The organism is Silvibacterium bohemicum, assembly GCF_001006305.1.
Classification (GTDB): Bacteria; Acidobacteriota; Terriglobia; order Terriglobales; family Acidobacteriaceae; genus Silvibacterium; species Silvibacterium bohemicum.
On sequence record NZ_LBHJ01000020.1, the window covers coordinates 96,480 to 118,716 of the forward strand.

Genomic DNA, 22,237 nt, shown 5'->3' on the forward strand with positions numbered 1-22,237 from the left:
GTCATGCCGAAGGCCCACTCACGCCGGCGGAAGCAAAGGTTGCCATCTGCTGATAGAGACAAATTGCAGATTCGAGGATAGGCATGGCCAGCACCGCTCCGGTACCTTCTCCGAGACGCATATCGAGCGTGAGCAGAGGTGTCAGAGCCAGGTAATCGAGTAAGAGCTTATGCCCCGGTTCTTGCGAGCAATGTCCGGCAATTAGATATCCGCCAACCTTCGGTTCGATTGCGGCGGCGATTGCGGCAGCAGCCGTGGAGATGAACCCATCGGCTACGATAACTAGCTTGTGCCGCGCCGCAGAGAGCACCATCCCGGTCATCGCCGCAATCTCTAAGCCTCCGAGGCAACGCAAAATATCCAGGGCCGCGGACGGCTGACCCGCTGCTCCAAAATGTCGCTCCCCTACAGCTCGAACCACGGCTACTTTGCGGGCGTGAGCTTCAGCGTCGAGGCCCGTTCCCCGCCCTGTTGCCAAGTCGGAGGAAGCGCCCGTAAGCGCACAGGTAATTGCGCTGGCGGAGGTGGTGTTGCCGATGCCCATCTCGCCTATGGCAAGGAACGAGTGGCCTGCGCGCGCTGCGTCGGCGGCCAGATCCATACCGATGGTGAGGGCTTGCGCGAGCTGTTCCTCACTCATCGCCGGCTCGTGCAGCATGTTGCGCGTGCCTCTGGCTACCTTGCGATGGAGAAGGCCGGGAGCACCTTCGAGACCGGCGTCAACCCCGACGTCCACCACCTGAAGATGGACATGATGCAGGCGCGCAAGCACGTTAATCGCTGCGCCCTGAGCCAGGAAGTTCAGCACCATCTGGTGTGTGACTTCGCGCGGATAGGCACTTACGCCCTCGGCGACGATGCCGTGGTCGGCGGCAAAAATATAGACGGCTTTACTGACGGTGTCTCCGGCTTTGTCCTGACGAATGGAGACAATCTGAGCTGCGAGATCTTCGAGTCGCCCCAGGCTGCCAAGAGGCTTGGTGAGCGAATCGAGACGCTCGCGAGCACGGGCTCGCCATGTTTCGCTTGGAGGCTCGATGCCGTTCGTCACCCGTTCAACAACCGCTGCACTTTTCGAGGTCACGCGGCGTCCTGCATCGATGAATGGTTACTTGCTAGAAGGAGAGTCTTCATGCCGTGGCCAGCTCCAGCGAACGCACCCTGCGGGCAGCTTCGACCAGGTGCGGAGCGATCGACGGCGCGGCTCGGAAGTGGAGATGGACGTAGCTCGCCAGAATGTTCCCCACGCTGAAGCCCTCGCTCTCCTCGCGCCCCGAGAGCGAATAGTGCACGCGATAGGCTGTGGGCATTTCCGGTTTCTCGCTTATTCGGGAATAGTGGAAGCTGTGCCCGCGGATCACGGTTCCGCGCGGACCAACGATGCAGTCTTTTGTAATTGTGACTGTGGCGTATCCAAAGTGCACCAGCTTGCCGGTCATTTCAAATGCGCAAGGCAACACGCCGGCCATGGAGTGCGCAACACCGTCTCTCGTGGTGAGCTGACGGGAAAGATAGATCATCCCGCCGCATTCGGCATAGACCGGCCGGCCAGAAGCAGCAAAATCCCGGACAGATGTCAGCATATTCGTGTTCCGGCTGAGTTGATCCGCGTAAAGCTCGGGATAGCCGCCGCCAAGATACAAACCATCGAGATTCGCTGGAAGCGACGGATCATTCGCCGGACTGAATGGAACGATCACTGCTCCTTGTTGACGGAGCAAATCCAAATTGTCTTCGTAGTAGAAGGAGAAGGCTCGATCCCGGGCCACACCGATACGAACGGCAGGCTTGTTCTCGCTTCGATCCGCTGCGTTGTATTTGAACTCCAGACCGCACTCCAGCGATAGAAGCCGATCGAGATCGAGATGCTTCTCCGCAGTGGCAGCAAGTGCATCGATCATCTTCTCGGTCTCAGCAGGCGAGTCGGCCTCCTCCGCGGTGTGAAGTCCAAGATGCCGTTCGGGAATGGCAAGGGCAGGCTCTCGCGGAATCCAGCCCATAATCGGCGTTTTGCAAGTAGAGGCTATTGCCGCTTCGAGCATGCGGTAGTGCCGGTCGCTGGCCACGCGGTTCAGAATGACTCCCGCAAGAGTCGATTGCGGATCGAAGAGTTCAAAGCCCAATACCACGGCGGCCACGCTGCGCGCGCTCTTCGCCGCATCGACGACCAACACCACGGGCAGCTTGAGGAGCTTTGCAATCTCGGCACTGCTTCCCACATCACTCGCCCCTTCCTTGCCGTCGAAGAGACCCATCATGCCTTCGACCAAAATGGCATCGGCATCATTCGATGCCTCGCGCAGCACATCGCGGTTCGCGTCGGAAGAGAGCATCCAGGTGTCGAGGTTGCGTGCAACGCGGCCTGAAATGCGCGTGTGATGGCCAGTGTCGAGGAAATCCGGGCCGCCTTTGAAGGGCTGGACCCTGCAACCGCGACGGCGCATTGCCGCAAGAAGACTCAGAACTACCGTGGTCTTGCCTACTCCACTGGCGGTGCCCGCAATGAGCATGCCCTTCATTGGCCAACTCCGGTTGGAATCGATCCTTTGAGCGCGAGCGGAAGGCCAGCAACCATCAGCAGCACATTGTCTGCGACAGCGGCAACACGCTGGTTCACCTCGCCGACAAGATCGCGGAAGCGCCTTCCCATTGCGTACGCGGGCACCACGCCGCTGCCTACCTCATTCGAAACCAGCACGACCGAGCAGGGAGCGGAGGTAAGTGCGGCACAAAAATCATCGACATTGGAGTCTGAATGCGAGGCTTTTTCACCCTGGGCTTCCATCAGGTTTGCGGCAAAGAAAGTGAGGCAGTCGATGAGGATGACGTCGCTCGCTCGGCTCGCGGAATCGATGGCGCCGGCAAGCTTCAGAGGCTCCTCGATGGTGGTCCAGCTCTCCGGACGTTCCGCACGATGCCGCTCGATCTTTCGCAGCATTTCTTCATCGTCGCGGCGCTCCGCGGTCGCGATGAAGGTGACGCGGCTCGAGCGCTCCGCCAGCCGCTGCGCGTAGCGGCTTTTTCCGCTGCGAACCCCGCCAAGAACCAGAGTTATGAGCTTGATTTGATCCTGCTGCATGCATCGCTCCTTGCATCCGGTCGCCCACTGCGGCCAGGACAGAGCGGGAACTAATTAGAGGCAGCTACCACGCCATTCCGAATGAGGAGTGGATGGATATGCTCTTCAACTCTCCCAGCGAAGTTGAAACAAGCCCGGTTAGCATCTGGCCGGTCTCCTGACTCACGCTTCATCGAGCTTGAACAGCCTTCCCGGAACATCCGCTCCAGTGGCTCAGGTTCAATAGCCAAGCTCTCTGCGCTTACAGTTACGGGGTAGTGACGGATTTGCACCGTCTTCCCGAACACCAGATGGATTGAACTATATATTTCATGGAGATTCAGGTCAATGCGAGGCGGCAGACGCCGAAGCAAGCGGCTCGCGCAGCCGGAAGTAAAACCCGTGATAGAACGGCACGGATTGCGCTGGATGGAACGGAATCTTCAGGGACCGGGAAAGATACCACTGATCGACCTTTTCGTAGCCCAACTCCTCCATATTGACGACAAAAGATTCCAGATTCGAAACCTTATAGGGCGCAAAGGAGTGCAACGAATGCTGCACCGTGTAATAGGTCTTGCCGCTATACATGGGAACACGATTGACAAGCACATGTTCGGGTAGCTTGCTCAGGCTCGCGAGAAGCGACGGCAGTTCCGCTTCGACGTACTGCAGGACGCCTGTTGTCATCAGGACCGCCGCTCCACAGGCCTGCGAAAAGCTGGTAGTAAATTCCAGATTCGGTGCGTGGTTCTCCTCGGCCAGCTGCCCTCCTCTTCGAGCCAGAGCCTCGACCTCGCATACCAGCCAGTGCGTCCGCTCGGGGAAGGGCAGAAAACGCTGATAAAGGTAAAAGGATTGCCCGACGCCACCCCCGAAATCGAACAGCAGGTCTCCACTCTTCATCAGCTTCGACAACCAGAACACGACGGGATAATCGCTTGGATTAAAAACCATGTGAGTGTCGACGAAATACTCGGCGACACTGGCGTGATCGAAGCCATGAAATGCTCCTGCTGGAAGAGCCGCCTGCGCTGCCGCGTAGGAAGCATAAACACCTTTAAATCGATGAGAACTGCCGTGCCTGCTGAACGAAAGATAGTTGCCCGCATCGTATGCAGTCGATAGGAGTGCTCGGATTGAACTGCGGACCGCTGCCATCGATGCCATCCATCGAACGGAGTGCGAGCATATCGCTTTCTTGGATGCCAATCTGACAGACCCGTCGATGAATGGAAAGAACTAATTCCTGAATTGCCGAATCCGCCACGCACGGCGAATCGACTGACTCAATTTCCTGAATACCCTAGGGGGGTATATGCATCTAAAAAAAGGACGAAGGGAAAATCATGCAAGAAGAACTCAAGTTGACTATCGAAGGAATGCATTGCGGGGCCTGTGTGCGCAGAGTTACGAACGCGCTCGAAGGCGTTTCCGGCCTAAAGCTGGAGGCGGTGAATGTGGGCTCGGCGCAAGTGAGATTCAACCCTGAAGTTGCGACCCCGAAACAGATTGCAGAAGCGGTGAATCGCATTGGTTTTCAAGCCCGCGTCGAAAAGTAAGCAGGCCTGTCATGTTTGCAGATCGCAAGGAAAATACCATCGACCGAAGTAAGGCCGCGGCGTCGGAGCGTGTCACCATCCCTGTGACCGGGATGACCTGCGCCGCCTGCCAATCTTTTGTTCAACGAACCCTCGCGGACCAGGCGGGCGTACGCGATGCCAACGTGAACCTCATGCTGAACAACGCGACGGTGACGTTTGACCCGCGCGTGGCATCGATCGCCGGGCTGGTCGAGAGTATTCGCAGCACGGGTTATGGAGCGTCCGAACTTAGCCCGAACGCATCGGTTCTCGAGGAGCAGGAGCAGCATGATGTGGAGCAGCTCCGCGAATACAAACAATTGCGCGTGAAGGCGGCAGTAAGCCTGGCCTCAGGATGCGTCGCCATGCTGCTTTCCATGCCATTGATGGGCATGACGGATGCCGGCACATCGCGCTTGCATGATCCCCTGATGAGCTGGAACATGCGCGTCCTCGACCCCATCCTGCGCAAAGCCCTACCCTGGATTTATGAGCTGAGTGGCGACACCATCCGGTGGTTTCTCTTCGCCCTCTCCGCATTGATCGTTGCCTGGGCGGGACGCCGCTTCTACACCAAGGCATGGTCTGCGCTTCTGCACAAAACGGCCGACATGAATACGCTGGTCGCACTTGGAACCGGAGCCGCTTTTCTTTACTCCGCTGCGAGCACTATTGCACCCGGCTTTTTTCTCGCGCACGGCATCGCTCCGGATGTTTATTTCGAAGCGGGATTGCTCATCATCGGGCTGGTGCTCGTCGGAAATACACTGGAGAGCAGGGCGAAAGGCCAGACCGTGACTGCATTGCGGAAGCTGGTGCAGCTGCAACCGAAGACGGCGACTGTCCTTAAAGATGACGTCGAAGCTACGGTTGCCATCGATTCGATTCAGGCCGGGGATCTGATTCTGGTGCGTCCCGGCGAGCGTGTACCGACTGACGGAGAAGTGGTTTCGGGACGAAGCAGCGTTGACGAATCCATGCTCACTGGCGAATCGCTGCCGGTCGAGAAGGTTGCTCAAGATCGGGTCATCGGAGGAACGCTCAATCAGAATGGAGCGTTTCAATACCGGGCGGCCGCGCTGGGATCCGGAAGCACCCTGTCGCAGGTCGTGAGGCTGCTACGCGAAGCGCAGGGATCGCGCGCGCCGATTCAACGCATTGCCGACCGTATCAGCGCCATCTTCGTGCCAACGGTCCTGGGCATCGCGGCGGTGACATTTTTGGCGTGGCGGGCGTTCGCTCCGCATGCCGGCGTTATGCAGGCTTTTGCCGCCGCCGTCACGGTCCTGGTTATCGCATGTCCATGCGCGATGGGACTGGCAGTTCCCACCGCGGTCATGGTGTCCACGGGACGCGGCGCGGCCTTCGGCATTCTTATCAAGGGTGGTGAGGCCCTCCAGAGGATGGAAAAGATCGACACCGTCGTTCTCGATAAGACAGGCACCATCACGACCGGCCGGCCTCAGGTCACTGACGTCCTCGGGATCGCACAAAACGAAGCTGGTTCGGATACTGCGGACGCCGCGATTCGCATTGCAGCGGCGCTCGAACGAGCCAGCGAGCATCCGCTGGCAGAGGCTATCGTGCGCTACGCTCGGGAACACGAGTTGAGCCTTTCACAACCGGAAGAGTTCGAATCCTTGCCCGGCCTCGGAGTCTTAGGCCGCGTCGATGGAGATTCAGCGATGGTCGGCAATGCCGCCCTGATGGAGAAATTTGGAGTGTCAACAGATTCGCTACTGTCGGCTGCAATGCGTTATGCAGAAGAAGGCAAAACGCCGCTCTGGATTGCCGTCAACGGTAAGCTGGCGGCGATGATTGCCGTGGCGGATACGATCAAGCCCACTTCCCTTGCGGCTATCCGGCAATTGCATGCTGAGGGGCTGCGGGTGGTCATGTTGACCGGCGACAATGAGCGGACGGCGCAGGCGATTGCACGCACGGTTGGAGTCGATGAGGTGATCGCGGGCGTCCTGCCGGCCGGCAAGGTGGAGGCCATCCAGCGCATCCAGGCCGAGCGGCGCCTCGTAGCGATGGTCGGGGACGGCGTCAATGACGCTCCAGCGTTGGCCCAGTCCGATGTTGGATTGACGATGGCCAACGGCGCCGACATTGCCATGGAAGCCGGAGACGTAACTCTGATGCGCAACGACCTGACGGGCGTGGCGACGGCCATTGCGCTCTCCCGCAACACGATGCGCGTGATTCGCCAGAACCTCTTTTGGGCCTTCATCTATAACGTGATCGGGATACCGCTCGCGGCGGGCGCGCTTTATCCGGTCTTCGGGCTGCTGCTCAGCCCGGTAATCGCCAGTGCGGCAATGGCTCTCAGTTCATTCAGCGTGGTGGCAAACAGTTTGCGACTTCGAAATTTAAAGCTCGCGTAAGGAGGCCAATCGGAGATGTCTACCAGGAAGACAGTGGAAAAGGATGAGCCTGCCGAGGTTACTTCAGGCCTTGAGGAGAGTTGCGGGAGTGAGCGCAAAGCGGTGGGCACCGACGGAGAGATCAAGGCCTCGAACCTCCGCCGGTTGAGCCGTATCGAAGGCCAGGTCCGGGGAATTCAGCGCATGGTTGACGATGAGCGCTATTGCACCGACATTCTCACCCAAATTTCTTCGGTTCAGGAGGCGCTGCGCGCCGTCGCCCGGTCTCTGATGCGAAACCACCTCACGCATTGCGCGACGCATGCCATTCGCGACGGCTCCGAGGAAGACCGGCAGGCGATGTACGACGAGTTGCTGGACACCATCTACAAGAACGCACGATAATCCTGCGGCTCACCAAAAATTGTAGCCACTCAAGCTCCCTCTTTGATCTTCTCTATGAACATCTTGCCGGTATATTTGGCGGTGGCTTCTTAGGGTCGCAGCGTGGGCTATTACGAGTCGAAACAACAAGTTGTGGGGAGGTTCGTCATTCCATATTTGGTGGAATATTGATTCGACCGCAACTAGACGTTCGCAATACACGGATCGTTCGTTTTTATTCCTGCGATTCCGCCTCTTCCCGTCGATTTTCTCGGTTCAGTAACTTTGCTGTAACCCCTCAGACATGAATAGGTGAAAAAAAGGCTTCTGCCGGCCAAACCGGTAGGAGGACCATGATGCAGAGGTATATTGCCACATCGCTGGCAAGCATTCTTTTCGCCACCCAGATCGGCGGCCCCGTTGCCGCAAACGCTCAAAACGGCGGCTCGACCGCCACTCCAATCAAGCATGTTGTTGTCATCTTTGGAGAGAACATCTCCTTCGACCACTATTTCGGAGCCTATCCCAACGCGTTGAACCCAGGCCAGGAGCCCCGCTTCGTAGCAAAGCCGGGCACACCGTCCGTCAACGGCTTCAACGATGCGCTGCTTTTCACCAATCCGAACTTCCTGAACAAGACCGGCAATTCATCGGGAGCAGCCAATCCCTTCCGTCTGGATCGGACCGAAGCTGCAACCGCCGACCAGGATCACGACTACACCCCTGAGCAGCAGGCATTCCACGGCGGTCTGATGGACTCATTCCCCCAGTACACCGGAACCGCAGGCCCGCCGCCCGCCGGACAGACCACCAATGGTCTGGTCATGGGCTACTACGACGGCAACACCGTGACAGCGATGTGGAATTACGCGCAACGCTATGCGATCAGCGATAACTCCTACGACACGAACTTTGGCCCCTCCACTCCAGGCGCCATCAACCTGATCTCCGGCCAGACGAACGGTGTCGATGAGCAGGTCAACGCAACCGGTGATGTCATCGACGATGGCAACGGCGGCTTCACGCTGATCAGCGATGCCGATCCTCTCGGCGACGTCTGCTCGACCACGACCGGTGCGCAGGTGCACTTGTCGGGTCAGAACATCGGCGATCTGTTGAACTCCCGCGGCATTACCTGGGGCTGGTTCGAGCAGGGCTTCGACCTTCGTCAGGTTATGGGCAACGGCAGCACCGGTTGCAACCGTTCGCACACCTCGGCCATCACCAAAACTCTGAAGGCTGATTACATTCCGCACCACGAGCCGTTCCAGTACTACACCACCACAGCCAATCCGAAGCACCTTCCTCCGACCTCTGAATCCATGGTCGGCGTCGATGGTGATCAGGCCAACCACCAGTACGACACCACCGACTTCCTGGCTTCCATCCAGTGGGGCGTCCTTCCCGCGGTCAGCTTCATCAAGGCTCCGGGCTACCAGGATGCGCATGCCGGATACTCCGACCCTCTGGACGAGCAGAAGTTCGTAGTCGACATCATCAACGCATTGCAGCAGAGCAAGTACTGGGCGTCGACCGCGGTATTCCTCGCGTATGACGATTCCGATGGCTGGTATGACCATCAGATGAGCCCGATCCTGAACCAGTCCGCCACCGCCGCCGACGCGCTGACCGGTCCCGGACAGTGCGGCAACGGTGTAGATACCGCCCTGGCCGGCCCGAACGTTCTTCACGCCCAGGGTCGCTGCGGCTACGGACCTCGTCTGCCGCTGCTGGTCATCTCGCCTTACGCGAAGGTCAACTACGTCGATCACAACATCACGGATCAGACTTCGATCATCCACTTCATCGAAGACAACTGGCTCGGCGGGCAGCGCATCGGCAACGGATCTTTCGATGCGATCTCCGGCACTGTAAACAACATGTTCGACTTCTCGCACCCCCGTCCGGATGCCTACATCCTGGACGACAGCACCGGTCAGATCGTCGCACAGTAAAACCTGGCCTCACGCAGTACCTTGTCTCATCTGCGAGGACACATCTTTCGCGCTTCATTGCGCGGGGATGTGTCCTCAGATTTTTTTGGAAAGGCCCGATTCTCTACTCGCCCTTCATATTCTCAGGCGAAAATAAATCTCACATGACCGACCTATTTCGTTCTACCCGCAGAACTTTCCTAAAAACCAGCTCGCTGATCGTGGCCGGCACCGGCCTGGGATGGGCAGAAGCTCCCAGCGATGCCCTTGACCCATCGACGCTCACTCCTTTTGTCGATCCGCTTCCCATCCCACGGGTTCTGACTCCCAGCGGCAAACGGGCGAATCCGGAGCACCACGGCGAGCAGCTTCCCTTTTATCGGGTCTCGATGCGCGAAATCTCCCAGAAAGTCCACCGTGACCTGCCGGCAACCCGCATGTGGAGCTTCGAAGACAGCTTTCCGGGGCCCACTCTGGAGGTGCAGAGCGGCCAGGGGGCGATAGTGGAGTGGGCCAATGCCCTGCCCATCCGTCACTTCCTCCCCATCGATCACACCCTTCATGGCGCCGAGAAGTCCGTGCCCGAGGTGCGCTCGGTCATCCACCTTCACGGCGGGAGAACTCCTCCGGACAGCGATGGCTATCCCGAGAACTGGGTGGTTCCGGGGAAATCGCAGAACTGTTTCTATCCTGCTAAGCAGGATGCCGCGCTGCTCTTCTACCACGACCACACGATGGGCATAAACCGGCTTAATATCTATGCCGGCATGCAGGGTTTGTTTATCGTGCGCGATCCGCTCGAAGCGTCGCTCAATCTGCCCAGCGGGAAGTACGAGATTCCGATGCTGATTTGCGACCGCATGCTGCGCAAGGATGGCCAACTCAGCTATCCAGTCTCCGAGCATCCCGACCGGCCGTGGGTGCCCGAAGTCTTCGGCAACGCCATGCTGGTGAATGGAAAACTGCTGCCCTATCACGAGGTCGAGCCCCGGAAGTACCGGCTGCGGATCATGAATGGTTCGAACGCTCGCTTTTACCGGTTTTCACTGGAAAACAAGAAGCCCCTCAGCGTAATTGGCGATGACCAAGGCCTGTTGAGCGCTCCGGTCACGGTTCAAAAGATCCCACTGGCGCCGGCCGAACGCACCGATCTAGTGGTGGATTTCTCCGACATGGCCGGAACCCACGTAAAGCTCATTAGCGATTCGTTCGATATCCTCGAGTTCCGCGTGAGCGCCAAGGCGGCGGGCGATGCCTCTCCCCTGCCTTCGACTCTGCGTCCGCCCCTGCGCCTCGATCCAGCGACTGCGGTCACCACGAGGAGACTCACGCTCGACGAACGCATGGATGACATCCAGCGGTCCATGGGCATGCTACTCAACAATACGCCGTGGCACATGCCAATCACGGAGAAGCCCACGCTGGGAACGACGGAAATCTGGGAACTGGTCAATCTCACCGACGACTCCCATCCCATTCATCTTCACCTGGTCCGGTTCCAAATTCTTGATCGCCGCCGCTTCGACCAATTCGAATATCAGACCAAGGGAACCTTGCGCTATACCGGAGCCGCAATTCCGCCCGAGTCCCATGAAGCGGGATGGAAGGACACTGTCCGCGCCGATCCAGCCATGGTGACCCGCATCATCATTCCGTTTGAAGGCTATGCCGGACGGTACGTATGGCATTGCCACATCCTCGAACATGAAGACAACGAGATGATGCGTCCCTTCGAAGTGCTGGCCGCTCCGGAGAAGGCTTGACCGCGGTCAGACACCGGAAGCTATCACTTAACCGCTTCCGCCAGTGAGATCATGCATGAGACCCGCCATCGAGGCGGGTCTTATGCGTTTCGCTCAAGCAGCAGATGCTTCGATGAGACAGCTTCCAGGCATACAATATTTTTTATGCCCGAGCTGGGAATTGAACCTGAAATCAGCCTGAAACCAAACCCGAAATCAAACGTGGATCGGTAGTCTCTACTTCGCCAGCCGGCTCGAGCACGGCCGACCTTCCGCGGACACGTGAATGAATCGCCTTGCTTCTCCAAGAAAGAGAAGCTCATATTACGTCAATCAACAAACTGACCTATATCGCGATGTTCAGGTCCCGGTTTAGGATATGAGTCGAAAGAAGTCATAAACTAAGGCTACGGACCGAAAGCACAATTTCGTCCGGGTCACTTTAAATCTGCCGCTGAATGGTGCTCGCGATGAACGCGAGGGAGACGCTACCATGGAAACGACTAAGCAGATAAGCATTTTGAGTGTGGAAGACCATCCGGTTTTCGGAGAAGGCCTGAGCACAATCATCGGTTCCCAATCCGATATGGCGCTCGTAGGCCATGCAGCCACTGCGGGTGAAGCCATCTCCGAGTTTCGGAAGCATAGGCCGGATATCACACTCATGGATCTTCGATTGGGAGAAACGGATGGCATCGACGCTTTGGTCGCTATCCGCGGCGAGTTTTCCCACGCGCGAATCATCATTCTCACCACTTCTGATGGTGACGGGGAAATTCAGCGCGCACTTCGCGCCGGAGCATCGGGGTACGTCTTAAAAAGCACTCCGAAGAACGAGCTGCTTTCTATCATTCGGTCGGTGAACGCAGGCCGTCGCCATGTACCCGCCGAAGTCGCGGCGCGCCTCGTTGAATTCATGGGAGAAGATGACCTTACGCCGCGCGAAATTCAGGTTCTGCGATTGATTCGAGACGGCAATCGCAATAAAGAGATTGCATCCCGGCTGGACATCTCAGAAACTACTGTGAACTTTCACATCAAAAACATCGTCGACAAGCTGAGAGCCAATGATCGGACGCACGCGGTCACCATCGCAGTTCGCCGCGGCCTATTGCAGATCTAATTCTTTGTGCCATCTATGGCCAACCTATAGAGAACTATGGGGGGGCGGCTGCAGATTTCAGGATTTCGCTGGATTTTAGGGAACGGTATCATCCGACTTGGGGTTCAGGCTTCTGAGTCTACTGTTTCCAAGCTTTTCAGAAAGCTTCCGCGACGTTGCCATGTTTTGGCTCCGGATCGCCGTCGCAGCGGCCCTGGCAGGTGAAGGCGCCGAGCTCTCAGGCCGCGATCAACATTTAGGATGCGCTTTCTTGTGCGTCGCGGCGTTTCTCATGGCCGCCGGTTTCATAACGTCGGCTGTCGCCCTACTCACGGCCGCAACGGTGATCGTAAGAATGATACTTGACACCGCCGAAGAAAATTGGACCTCATTCCTAGTTGCAAGTATTCTGATCGCCATCACGGTGTTAGGTCCAGGTGCATATTCGATCGATCACTGGCTATTCGGCCGTAAGAGAATCACGATTGGACGCCCCTTGCGTTGATTGCCGGCCTTCCTCTCGGTTCGTGAAACTGTTGCGAGCGAACCGGCTGCTGATACTCGCTGCTCTCGGGTGGCTGATGCTGGCCACGACGCCGGCGTACGCTCTCAATCCATCGAGACAACTCTCTCAATATGCCCACACCTCCTGGCGTATCTCCGATGGAGAGTTCAGCGGCATTCCCACGGTCATGACGCAAACTGCCGACGGCTACCTGTGGCTGGGAACGAACATAGGATTGCTGCGCTTCGACGGCAATCGCTTTCTGCCCTGGTCTCTGCCGCCGGGTCAGAGACTGGCCGATTCCCGAATCTTCTCTATTGGAGGAGCGAAGGATGGAAGCCTGTGGATCGGTTCCGGCTATAGTGTGTCGCATTGGGCCAATGGCACGTTGACGACTTACGCGCACCCTCAAGGCCGTATCGAATCGATGTACATGGACAGGAAAGACGCAGCCTGGATCGTTCGGACCCAGGCCACCGATCGCCAAGGCCCCCTGTGCAGGATGACCAGTGGAGGCTTTCGCTGCCTTGGACCGGCCGATGGCGTGCCTTATGATTCGGCGCTCGCGGTCACGGCCGATACTTCGGGAAATCTTTGGATCGGCGGCTATTACGGGCTCTGTCGATGGAAGGACGAAACATCCATCTGCTACTTCCACCGAAGTGACAAAGAAGAGCAGGGTGTCGGTTCGGTCAGGGCTATCGCCGCCAGTCCGGATGGATCTTTGTGGGCCAATATAGAGACCTCTTCCACCAAATTAGAGCTGGAACAATTCCAGAATGGTCAATGGATCCGCCATATTTATCCAAGTATTCCGGCGAACAATGCAGATGTCATCACGTTGTTTGTCGACCGCGAAAACTTTCTCTGGGTGGGCACGGCTCATCATGGTGTCTTCCGCATTCAGGGCTCTAGAGTGGAGCACTTCGGAAGCGAATACGGCCTTTCCAGTGACGCTATCGGCAGCTTCTACGAGGATCGCGAAGGCACGATGTGGGTTGTCACTTCAGGTGGCGTGGATAATTTTCGCGATGTGCGGGTCGCATCGTATTCGATGCGCGAGGGCATGTACGCGGACGGCGCCAGCTCACTCATTGCCCGCCGCGATGGGACGGTGTGGGTCGGCAACTTCCAATCTATTAACTTTCTCCGGGATGGAAAACTCTCTTCCATTCGCGAATACCACGATCTTCCGGGACGCAGTGTCACGACGCTGTTCGAAGATCATGCCGGCCGGCTCTGGGTGGGAATCGACAATGGACTGTGGGTATACGAGAACAATCGCTTCCGGGCGATTCTCGATGCCGATAACCAGCCCATCGGCATTGTTTTCTCGATCTGCGAAGATGCCGACCACAGCTTATGGGTTAAAGCCGGACCGCATCTCTACCACATCCGCGATTTCCAGATCGAGGAAGAAAAAACCTCATTCGAAATTGCTCACTCCTACATCCTCGCAGCCCATCCCGCGGGCGGCGCCATTCTCGGAACAGTAACCGGGAACCTGGTCCGTTACAACAACGGACGCGAAGAGATTCTTCCGGTAAGCGATGGCAAAAAGAAAATCTGGCCATCGGAGGAGGAAGATAACCTCCGGCATATCCGCGATCTTCAGGCCTTACCGGATGGTTCTATATGGGGAACTACCGTCTCGGAGTTCTTTATATGGAAAGATGGCGTACGAGAGAACCTGACCGCCGCGAACGGACTTCCTTGCACCGATGTTTTTGCCTTTCTCAGGGACAGTCGAGGTTCCCTCTGGCTCTCGATGTCATGCGGACTCGTCCACATCTCGTCTTCTGAAGTCGCTCGCTGGTGGAAGCACCCCGAGGCCATCATTCATGCACCGCTGGTCGTCGGAACCCTCGACGGCGTCCAGCCGGGAGTCACCTCCCTGAAGCCTCAGATGGCGATGACACCCGATCATAAGATATGGGTGGTCAACAGCCGCATTCTGCAGATGTACGATCCCGACGATGAACGGAGAAACGAGGTTCCACCTCCGATTCACATCGAGCAAATCGTGGCCGACCGAACGATCTACGCGCCTCAGCAGAATCTTCATCTGCCTCCCCACACAAAGGATTTGCAGATCGACTATGCCGCTCTCAGCTTCGTCGTGCCAAAGAAGGTTCGCTATCGCTACAAATTGGAGGGGCGAGATCACGATTGGCAGGATCCGGACATCCGCCGCCAAGCTCTCTATAGCGATCTCAGCCCAGGCAACTATCGCTTCCGCCTGATCGCATGTAACAACGACGGATTGTGGAACGAGGCTGAAGCTTCCTGGAACTTTGTCGTTGAGCCAGCCTACTACCAGACAGAGTGGTTCAGGGTGATGTGCACCGTCCTGGCGCTAATGAGCTTGTGGCTGCTTCATCGGCTACGTATGTGGCGCATGCGCGAAAGTATCAACGCCCGCTTCGACGAACGCATGGCAGAACGCACCCGATTGGCGCGCGAGCTTCACGACACTCTATTGCAAACCATACAGGGCAGCAAGATGGTGGCTGACGATGCGCTAGAGAATCCCGGCGATAACGAACACATGCGTCACGCATTGCAGCGGCTGTCGCGCTGGCTAGACAAGGCGATGGAAGAGGGCCGCGCCGCACTCAATTCTTTGCGCACTTCGACAATTCAAGTCAACGATCTTGCGCCTGCTTTTGAACGTGCGGCCAGAGAATGCAGCGACGGCAGCTCTATGGAGTTCACGCTGCTCGTGGATGGCGTTGCCCGCGAGATGCATCCCATCGTGCGCGACGAGGTTTACCGCATCGGGTATGAAGCGATTCGTAACGCATGCACCCACTCCGGCGGATCCCGCGTCGAGGTAGACCTTAGCTACACGCGCGATCTCGTTCTACGTGTGCGCGACGACGGCAAGGGGATTCATCCTGAGATTGCGGCCAGTGGCAAGAATGGACACTTTGGACTGAAGGGGATGCACGAACGCGCTTTACGTGTAGGCGGCGCGCTGACTCTTTCCAGTTCAGCATATTCCGGAACTGAAGTCGAACTGATTGTTCCCGGCGATGTGGTCTTCTATAACGCAGGCACGCAGCGCCCGAGTATTTCCGCTATGCTGCGATCCATTTTCCGTCCACGCCCTTCAAGCCCGAACAAGTAGCTATTGAAATCCTGCAGAAAAATGCAGGAGCTCCGCTAATGTTTTTGAGGTTTCGAAGAACACGGGCATCCCCTAAGCTTCAGGCATTGAAGTTGAAATGTAAGACCTTCATAGCAATATGAGCGGCCGTCCTTAACTGCGCAGTCAGCAGTTTTCCGACAATCCGATCCGATAGTGCACTGAACGGTGGAGAGTCGCCGTGGTTACAGTCGGTGCCAGTGGATACGATGTCTGCAATTTCCAGGCAATGCAAATCGAATTCAATCGAGAGCGACATGGAAAATACAATGAGACCTCAACAACAGATCGAAGCACCTACATGGCAGGCATCCAACTACTCTGTTCACCCGGCGAGCGAGGAACTTCTCGGAGTCCAGGACACAATGAGCGAGCCTCTGCTCGTTGCCGCTGCACAAGCCGGGGACGCAGCTGCATTTGTAACTCTGTGTAAACTTCATTCCGATAAAATCTTGCGGAGGCTCTACCGCATTACGAAGAATTGGGAAGACGCCGAGGACGCGCTCCAGGACTCGTTTCTCAAAGCATTCAAGCACATTCATAAATTCGAAGGCCGCTCGAATTTCTCTTCCTGGCTTACACGGATCGCAATCAATTCGGCTCTTATGCTTTTGCGCAAAAAGCGTTCTCGCAATGAGATCCCGATGGAAGTGCCGGGCGATGGCGATCAGACTCCGCAGCAGCGCGAATTTGCTGATCCAGCAGACAGCCCTGAACATTGGTATGTTCAGTGCGAGACGCGGGAACGGCTGGGAAACGCAATTCCACGTCTGCGCCCCTGCTTCCGCAATGTAGTAGAGCTGTATCACTTTCAGGATCGCTCCACTGCCGAAATCGCAGATGCGCTCAGCATTTCGGTTCCGGCTGTGAAGTCGCGCTTGCTTAGGGCGAAGACCGCTCTGCGCAGAACGCTTGTTCGTAGGCAGCCGGCAAGCAATGCGCGCAATGTCTCGGTATAACCGCCGAAGATCGATCCGATCTTTCCGTCAAATGGATTTCACTAAATAGAAATTAGAAGCCCGCCGGCCCCAAACGCCGGTGGGCTTATTTTTTGCATACCTATGCCCGCCTCTTCTGCCTGACTGCGGTCTCAAATTTAAATTCCATTTCCTCTGAATTCCGGTGACACGGCTGCGCGTTCTAAGGGGGCGGCTACACCTGGCCCCAGACAGATCGCATGGTATGCACTCGGCCTGGAGTTCACTGGCGTGGTGCAGAAACCCGGGAAACCTCGCCTCGTATTAGTATGGACGGGTTGAAAAGACACCCATCGAAGCCGGCGTTCTCTGTTGGCTAACTTCCGCTGCATTCATGCGAGGGAAGTTATTCGCTGCATGTCTGAAGGAGACGGATGGTTACACGCAGAGAGTTTCTCGACACGCTTGCAGTAGGAGCAGCAGGACTGGCGGTAGGGTCGACAGCGAAGAGCTACAGCCAGATTCTGGGCTCCAATGATCGGCTTAATTTTGCGGTCATCGGACTCCACAGCCGCGCCTATGCGCACCTCTCTTCCCTCAAGGCAAATAAGGCTGCGGCACGCATCACACATCTCTGCGATGTGGACAGTAATACACTCGACAAGTTCGCCAAGGATACGCAGCAGGAGCTGGGCGAAGCTCCGTCGACGAAGAGAGACTTCCGGGAGATCCTGGCGATCAAGGAAGTCGATGCGATCACTATCGCCGCGCCCGATCACTGGCATACTCCGATGGCCATCGCCGGACTGCAAGCGGGTAAGCATATCTACGTTGAAAAGCCGTGCAGTCACAATCCTGGCGAGGGCGCGCTCCTGGTGCGCGCGCAGCAGAAGTACGGCAAGCTGGTGCAGATGGGGACACAACAGCGCTCCTCTCCTCACACCATCGAGATTGTCGACAAAATTCACAACGGTCTGATTGGCCGCGCATACTACGCCAAGGCCTGGTACAGCAATACCCGCAAGTCGATTGGCTTCGGGAAGGAGGCTCCGGTGCCGTCGCAGCTCGATTGGGAGCTGTGGCAGGGCCCAGCTCCGCGCCGCGCTTACACCGACAACATTCAACCTTATAACTGGCACTGGTTTCGTATTTACGGTACCGGCGAGACCCTCAATAACGGCACGCATGAGGTCGATGTGTGCCGCTGGGCGCTCGGTGTTGACTATCCGAACAGGATTACAGCATCGGGCGGACGATACACGTTCAAGGACGATTGGCAGTTCTATGACACGCTCGTCACCAGCTTCGAATATGACGAGAAGCTGATCTCCTGGGAGGGCAAGTCCTGCTCGGGAATGAAAATTTATAACCGCGATCGCGGATCGACCATCATGGGAACTACCGGTTCGGCACTGGTCGATCGCGATGGGTATGAGGTCTACGACCTTAAGGGGAATAAGGTCGATGAGTTCAAACTAGGCAAACAGACATCGTCCTCCGACCTTATCGGCGCAGACTCCATGACAGACGCTCATTTCGCAAACTTCATCGCCGGCATTCGCAAAGGCGAGAAGCTCAATGCGCCGGTTTCTGTGGGCAATGTCGCCGTCACCATGCTCCAGCTCTCCAACATCGCGTGGGAAGTGCAACACGAGCTGCATCTCGACAGCAAGGATGGTAAGGTGCTGAACGATGCGCAAGCCATGGCTATGTGGGAGCGCGAATACGAGAAGGGCTGGGCGCCGCGTCTCTGAGATGCGGGCATGGGCATAAGCATGAAGTTCATCAGAGGAATTTCCATCTATGAAAAATGCTTTCTCGCGTCGCGACTTCATTCAATCTGCAGCGTTGGTTAGCGCCGCCGCAGCCATTCCCTCATTCGCGCAGCCATCCGTAGAAACGGGCCGGCCATCGCCGATTCGCCTGGGCTTGGCCAGCTATACCTTCCGCACTTTCAGCCGCGCACAGATGATCGGATTCATGAAGCAGCTCAGCGTAACTGCTCTCAACGTGAAGGACACCAAAGATCATCTCCCAATCGATCAGGCTGGTGAGGCGCAGGCCATCGCCGACTACACTGCTGCAGGCATCAAACTCCACGCGGCGGGAGCCATCTACTTCCCTAAAGATGAAGACGATGACATCCGCGGCAAGTTCGAATATTGCAAACGGGCGAATATCCCGGTCATCGTCGCTGGCGACCCCGTGCCGGAAACTCTTTCGCGCATAGAAAAATTTGTAAGGGAATACGACATACGCTTCGCCATACACAATCACGGCCCCGAGGATAAGATCTGGCACTCTCCGCTCGATGTGCTGAAGGCGGTTGAGAATATGGACCCGCGCATGGGCTGTTGCATCGACGTGGGGCACTGCGTGCGCGCCGGTATAGACGTAGTGCAGGCCATTCACGCAGTCGGGCCACGGCTCTTCAACATGCACATGAAAGATCTGACCAGCTTTGGGAGCAAAGAGAGCCAAGTAGCGGTGGGAGACGGCATCATGCCGGTGCGGGAGATATTTGCGGCACTCATCGACACGAAGTACCCAGGATTCGTCGATCTAGAGTACGAAGTCCATGCCGACGATCCGATGCCTGGAGTCATCGCCAGCTTTGCTTATATGCGCGGTGTTCTCACTGGCATGGGATAGAAGACTCGCGACTCAAGCCTTATCTGAGCAGGTCGGCGCCATTGCATGGACCAGCGGAAACGGGAATCCAGCGCCTGCGGTTCCTCGTCGGAGCCGCGTTCCGCGCTGCGCGCAGACTATGTCCCAAAATATGGGTTTTGCCGGGACGGTCAGCAATCTGGACGTCGCTCTTCCCGAGAAGACCGCTGCGCAGCAGTTTTATATCGACTGCTGCGGACTGGCCGCGATGCAGCAGCGGGGCGTTATTGTGTAACACCCGCGGTTACGTTTTCCACCGCGGGATGCGCCAGCGTGCCGCCGACGTGCAGAGGCGTCCCGGCGCGACCAGCCGCCCAGGTCAGATCGAGCTTGCGGTCAAAGGAAATCTTGCCGCTGACCGGATTGGTCGTACCCACTTTATTCAGCGTCAGCGCGCGGTCGGCGACTGCGCCTGTCGCATTCCACTGAGTGAAGCGCGATGGGGCAAAGGCAACATTCGCGACTTCCCCGCCGTTGACAGCGAGAGAACCCGCATTCCACCGCCAGTGAAATTTACCCTGCGCCGAGGAAGCCAGATCCGAGGACGAATAGCCCTGCAGGGTCAGATCCGTTCCACCATCCATGCGTCCCGACGCTGGCCACTTTTCATCAAAAAGGGCTGCCACCTGACCCACGTCAACACCGCTCCAAGTGATCGCAAGAGAATACTGCGGCTGCGATCCGGAAGCCTCTACCGTGCCCGTTGCATGGGCGGACCCGCCGAGAGCTGCGGCATCGAGCGAGGTAATGTCCAGCCGATGATCTTTCACGCTGATGGAAGCGAGAGTGTTATGCAGAATGAGATCGCCGAGCGCGAAGGCCCCGATATGAACCTGCCCGTCCATGGTCGGCCACGGAGCCGTCTTCCGCTCGACCTCCGCGAGAATTCTTTCCAGCAATTCCCCATGCTGACCGGCGCCAAGCAGAGCTGACTGGAGCGCGGCTGCGTCCAACTGCGGAATGTCGATATTGAAATGCGTCGCGCATGGCTCGGTGCTTTCGCATCGCGTCGCAGTGTCGGCCGACCCGCGAATCGCCACACCGTTGACCAACACGTTCGCATTGCTCCAGCTGATCTTGCCACCTCCAAAACTCGCCGTTGCCGAGGTGATCGTCACCTGCTCTGGCAGCCAGTCGACCTTTGCCACCGCATTCTGGAGATGTATCCAACCTTGTGTGGATGAGCCGGTAGCAGCATTCAGACCGTCGTCTACGGACGAGGGCTCTGCCAGCCATGGCCCTGCCACCGTCGCATCCATATCTGCGAGCCCTTGTGTTCCGAGTTGCTCTGTCGATGGGCGAAGCGAGGCGAGCGAAGTAGTCAGCCCCTTGAGCCTACCCACGGCCGCAGATCCCGCCAGGTGAAGGCTGAATCGTGCCGGCGTGAAGTCACCGGAAACCTGCAGCGGACTGGGCGCTCCCAGATCGACCGCCGCTGGTTCCAATACGATGGTCGACTGCGTGGGAACATTCACGGCACGAACATTGCGTTGGCTATGCTTCTTACCGTGAGACATAGGGGGTGTCGCAGTCGACGGCGTCATGAAATGCAGCGCCGGAAGCATAAGCGGCGCTCCGCCATCGGAAAATGTGAGGTTCAGAGGCTCGACCGTCGCGTCACCTTTCCAGGCAGGTACAGCGGCAGTCGCATAGGTGAAGCTTCCGTTGATGGTGCCCTTCGCTCCCCATGAAGACGATAACGAGGGACGTAAGAGCGCCATCAGATCGAGTGCCAGTGACGCGGGCGTCCGATTGATTTCCAGTGTGAGTTGGGACTGCGGCGCGGAAAAATTCCGGACATTGCCCGTCAGCAACAGATGTCCGTCCCCCACCGGCCAAAGGCAGGTGAGATTTTCAAGAGACTGCTCGTTATGCCGATATTCCGCCCGGCACTGCGCATCGATATTCAGCGGCGATAGCGGAGAGAACTCCTGCCGATGCGCATCCGCCACGCGCAATCGCGTCGTCACCTGCATATCGCCAACCTCGCCCGCTATGTCGGCTTCTGCACGTAGATCGCCGCGCCATCCCATATCGTCGGCGAAGAGCATACGGCTCACCTGACCCAAGGGAGCCCGCAACCATTCCGCGTGCAGCTTCACCGGCATCTGCTCCAATGTTGGAGCGCGATCGATCGATCCCTCCAGACGCATGGAGCCGGTGTCTTCGAGATCGATGTCGAGGTCGGTGCGAGCCGGCTGCGCCTCGAAGCGCAGTCTCCATTGATGAGGATTGTCCAGCCAGATGGAGAGGTCCGAGTTTAAGAACGCGAAGCCTTTCTTTTCGTTACCCGATTTGAAATTGATACGCGCCGACTTGAATTGAATGTACGGAAAGCGTGGATTTCCGCCGGAGTGCCGTTGCGCTGTTGGAGCATTTGGAATTCGCGAAGCCTGCTCCAGCAAAGAGCCGAAGTTCCACTGGCCTTTCGGGTCGCGGACAAGATTCACGCTGGCCTCGTCCAGATCGATGCGGCTTACTTCCAGCCTGCCGCGCCAGAGAGAGGTCAGGCGAACGGAAACCACGACGGAAGGGGAACGCAACAGCGGCTCGGCGCCGAAGTCGGAATTCTCCTCGACAACCAAATCGCTAATTGCGAGGCCGGGGCGCGGCAGAAGTTGAAGCTTTACCGATCCCAGATGAACGGGATGTCCGATGCTCCGCGCAAGAGTCTCGGAGATCGTCCGGTGATAGCGGTTGATATTGATCAGCGGCAGCAGGAAGGCTGCCGCGATCACAGTCACAATCAGCGCGAGCGAAAACCATCGCAGCAACTTCTCATGGCGATGTGCGGGCACGGGCGCAACACCCGGAGCGGATCCGCTCAT

Annotated in this window: 16 protein-coding genes and 1 riboswitch; of the genes, 11 read left to right on the top strand and 5 right to left on the bottom strand. The window is 57.5% G+C overall.

Annotated elements, in window-relative coordinates; all coding sequences use genetic code 11:
• Position 1 precedes the first annotated feature (1 nt).
• The 4 genes from cobT to XX99_RS23620 form a co-directional block, all read right to left on the bottom strand.
• Entirely contained in the window at positions 2-1,084 is a 1,083-nt protein-coding gene (gene cobT, locus XX99_RS23605; protein WP_050061882.1) for a nicotinate-nucleotide--dimethylbenzimidazole phosphoribosyltransferase, read from the bottom strand.
• A gap of 46 nt (positions 1,085-1,130) precedes the next feature.
• Positions 1,131-2,519, bottom strand: a complete 1,389-nt coding sequence (locus tag XX99_RS23610) for a cobyrinate a,c-diamide synthase (protein WP_050061883.1) — start codon at positions 2,517-2,519, stop codon at positions 1,131-1,133.
• On the bottom strand, positions 2,516-3,079 hold the full coding sequence (gene cobU / locus XX99_RS23615) for a bifunctional adenosylcobinamide kinase/adenosylcobinamide-phosphate guanylyltransferase (RefSeq protein ID WP_050061884.1): 564 nt from the start codon (positions 3,077-3,079) through the stop codon (positions 2,516-2,518). The genes XX99_RS23610 and cobU overlap by 4 nt, the downstream gene beginning before the upstream one ends.
• Before the next feature lie 130 nt (positions 3,080-3,209).
• Positions 3,210-3,385: riboswitch (cobalamin riboswitch) on the bottom strand.
• 18 nt (positions 3,386-3,403) lie between these two features.
• Positions 3,404-4,219, bottom strand: a complete 816-nt coding sequence (locus tag XX99_RS23620; protein ID WP_184084562.1) for a methyltransferase, TIGR04325 family — start codon at positions 4,217-4,219, stop codon at positions 3,404-3,406.
• Positions 4,220-4,407: 188 nt separating this feature from the next.
• On the opposite strand from XX99_RS23620, the gene XX99_RS23625 reads away from it, so the two are divergent.
• From XX99_RS23625 to XX99_RS28450, 11 genes are all read left to right on the top strand, one after another.
• Entirely contained in the window at positions 4,408-4,620 is a 213-nt protein-coding gene (locus XX99_RS23625; protein ID WP_050061886.1) for a heavy-metal-associated domain-containing protein, read from the top strand.
• An 11-nt stretch (positions 4,621-4,631) separates the two neighbouring features.
• Positions 4,632-7,028 (top strand): heavy metal translocating P-type ATPase, encoded by a 2,397-nt coding sequence (locus tag XX99_RS23630; RefSeq protein WP_050061887.1) that lies wholly within the window; start codon positions 4,632-4,634, stop codon positions 7,026-7,028.
• Positions 7,029-7,043: 15 nt separating this feature from the next.
• Positions 7,044-7,412 (top strand): metal-sensitive transcriptional regulator, encoded by a 369-nt coding sequence (locus XX99_RS23635; RefSeq protein WP_050061888.1) that lies wholly within the window; start codon positions 7,044-7,046, stop codon positions 7,410-7,412.
• A 332-nt stretch (positions 7,413-7,744) separates the two neighbouring features.
• A complete protein-coding gene (locus tag XX99_RS23640) occupies positions 7,745-9,346 on the top strand; it encodes a phospholipase C (RefSeq protein WP_050061889.1) in 1,602 nt (533 codons plus the stop codon).
• A 143-nt stretch (positions 9,347-9,489) separates the two neighbouring features.
• A complete protein-coding gene (locus XX99_RS23645; protein ID WP_050061890.1) occupies positions 9,490-11,088 on the top strand; it encodes a multicopper oxidase family protein in 1,599 nt (532 codons plus the stop codon).
• A 472-nt stretch (positions 11,089-11,560) separates the two neighbouring features.
• Positions 11,561-12,190, top strand: a complete 630-nt coding sequence (locus XX99_RS23650; protein ID WP_050061891.1) for a response regulator — start codon at positions 11,561-11,563, stop codon at positions 12,188-12,190.
• Between the two features lie 506 nt (positions 12,191-12,696).
• Positions 12,697-15,804, top strand: a complete 3,108-nt coding sequence (locus XX99_RS23660) for a sensor histidine kinase (protein WP_156186183.1) — start codon at positions 12,697-12,699, stop codon at positions 15,802-15,804.
• 287 nt (positions 15,805-16,091) lie between these two features.
• Positions 16,092-16,781, top strand: a complete 690-nt coding sequence (locus XX99_RS23670) for an RNA polymerase sigma factor (protein WP_050061895.1) — start codon at positions 16,092-16,094, stop codon at positions 16,779-16,781.
• A gap of 392 nt (positions 16,782-17,173) precedes the next feature.
• Positions 17,174-18,493, top strand: a complete 1,320-nt coding sequence (locus XX99_RS23675) for a Gfo/Idh/MocA family protein (RefSeq protein ID WP_050061896.1) — start codon at positions 17,174-17,176, stop codon at positions 18,491-18,493.
• A gap of 49 nt (positions 18,494-18,542) precedes the next feature.
• On the top strand, positions 18,543-19,391 hold the full coding sequence (locus tag XX99_RS23680) for a sugar phosphate isomerase/epimerase family protein (RefSeq protein WP_050061897.1): 849 nt from the start codon (positions 18,543-18,545) through the stop codon (positions 19,389-19,391).
• Between the two features lie 118 nt (positions 19,392-19,509).
• On the top strand, positions 19,510-19,644 hold the full coding sequence (locus XX99_RS28450; RefSeq protein ID WP_260315132.1) for a hypothetical protein: 135 nt from the start codon (positions 19,510-19,512) through the stop codon (positions 19,642-19,644).
• On the opposite strand, the gene XX99_RS23685 is transcribed toward XX99_RS28450, so the two are convergent.
• Complete coding sequence (locus XX99_RS23685; RefSeq protein WP_050061898.1) at positions 19,634-22,237, bottom strand: AsmA family protein; 2,604 nt, start codon at positions 22,235-22,237, stop codon at positions 19,634-19,636. The genes XX99_RS28450 and XX99_RS23685 overlap by 11 nt on opposite strands.